The following is a 2,036-nucleotide window of genomic DNA, read 5'->3' as shown; positions in this document are numbered from 1 at the left end:
GACCTCCCATCACCTGGCCTATGTCATCTACACCTCCGGCTCTACCGGTACGCCCAAGGGCGTCATGGTTGAGCATGGCAGCATAGTCAATCTGGCGCATACGCAGCCCAAGCTTTTTGCCATGACGGCGCAAAGCCATGTCATGCAGTTGGCTCCGCCGTTGTTTGACGCGGGAATTTGGGAACTCGTAATGGTTCTGAGTGTGGGAGCGGCGTTACATCTGCCGTTCGATACACAGTGGCAAGGGGATCAACTAGCAACTTACTTGGTTCATAACGGGATCACGCACGTCACATTACCGTCGGCACTCGTGAGCAGACTGAGCAATCCGGAGACATTGAGTGTGGTCAAGGCACTTATTTTGGTCGGAGAGATGCCTGACGCAGTACTGGTAGGGAAGCTGCAAGCAAGCGGTGTGACACTTTTTAATGCGTACGGCTCGATGGAGACAACGGTTTTCGCAGCCACGGATGAGAACGCGGCAGTGGCCGAGAGGCGGGATATTCTGATTGGTCGTCCGATCGCGAATACGCGGATTTACATTTTGGATGATCAGTGCCAGCTGGTGCCTTCGGGGGTAGTGGGTGAGATATATATCGGCGGAGCCGGTGTGGCGCGGGGGTATTTGAACCAGCCTAGGCTGACGGCCGAGCGGTTCCTGACTGATCCATATGCGCAGGAGCATGGGGCACGGATGTATCGGACAGGGGACCTGGGACGTTGGGGGCCGGGAGGCCTTCTTGAGTATGTGGGAAGTTTTGAGGCACGCACGAAGAGGGGGCGGTTTGGAGAAAAGCTGAAGGAGCTGGAGGAGCTCTTAAAGGCGTATGAAGGCATTAAAGACGCTGCGGTGGTCGCGTGGGAAAAGGAGAAGGATAGAAAGGAGCTAATAGCATATGTGGTCTCGAAACAGAGGGGGCAGGACGAGTCTGCTCAGGAGAAGTTAGAGAAAGAACTGCGTGGGCACATTAGGGCGCAGACGGTGATGCAGTTGATGCCTACGGAGATTGTGCAGCTAGACGCATTGCCGTTGATGTCAAACGGGAAGATAGACCGAAGCGCGCTACTGACATTGGAAACGAGTGCTCATGCCGGAGTGGTGTTTGAGGAGCCTGAAGGCGAGATCGAGCAGGCACTCGCTGGGATATGGGAAGAGCTGCTGGGTGTGCAGAGGGTAGGGCGTCACGATAACTTCTTCGAACTGGGCGGCCACTCGCTTATGGCCGTACGCCTGCTGGGCCGATTGCCACATGCTCTCGGTGTTTATTTGCCTTTAGGAACGTTGTTTGCCCATCCGACTTTAGACGCTCTGGCGCGAACGATTTCCGAAACCGTGGATCATCTCGGTGTGCTGACACCACACACTATCGTGCCCATTGCACCTGGTCGTGTGCTTCCGCTGTCTTTCGCCCAACAACGCCTATGGTTCCTCGTTGAGCTTGAGGCAAGCATCAGTGTCACTTACAACATTCCTCTGATCCTGAAGCTACAGGGGGCGTTAGATGTGTCTGCGTTGCGTCGCAGTCTCGACGCGCTTTGGGCTCGTCATGAAGCTCTACGCACCATCTTTGTTTCAACTGGGGGGGAGCCTCATGTCGAATTATTATCGCTCGAAACCTGTCTTCCACTGCGCGAACTCGATTTGCGAGACACGAGCGACCTTAAAACACAGCTCCAAAAGTTGTGCGAAGAAGAAGCTTTCTCGCCATTTGACCTTGCACACGGCCCTCTGATTCGTGCCTGCCTGATCCGTATAGCTAAACAGGAATATGTCTTTGTGCTCACCCAGCATCACATCGTCTCCGATGGCTGGTCCATGGGCGTATTGACTCGTGAGCTAAATGCTCTGTATGCCGCCTTCAGCCAAGAGTGTCCCAATCCGCTACCCCCATTGGCGATCCAATACCCGGACTACGCTGCTTGGCAACGGCAATGGCTTACCGGCAAACGTTTAAGGGCTCAAGTTGACTATTGGCGCCAAGCTCTGGCCGGTATACCAGCATTGCTTAACTTACCCACCGACTACCCGCGCCCAC

General features: G+C 54.9%; 1 protein-coding gene. It reads left to right on the top strand.

Features of this window, described 5'->3' with window-relative positions; genetic code table 11:
• Positions 1 to 2,036 (top strand): condensation domain-containing protein (locus BTJ49_RS15160; RefSeq protein ID WP_146742388.1); only part of this gene is annotated, 2,036 nt, incomplete at both ends.

It is taken from the genome of Oleiagrimonas sp. MCCC 1A03011, assembly GCF_003267965.1.
In the GTDB taxonomy this organism is placed as follows: Bacteria; Pseudomonadota; Gammaproteobacteria; order Xanthomonadales; family Rhodanobacteraceae; genus Oleiagrimonas; species Oleiagrimonas citrea.
This window is presented reverse-complemented; position numbering and strand designations above follow the sequence as displayed.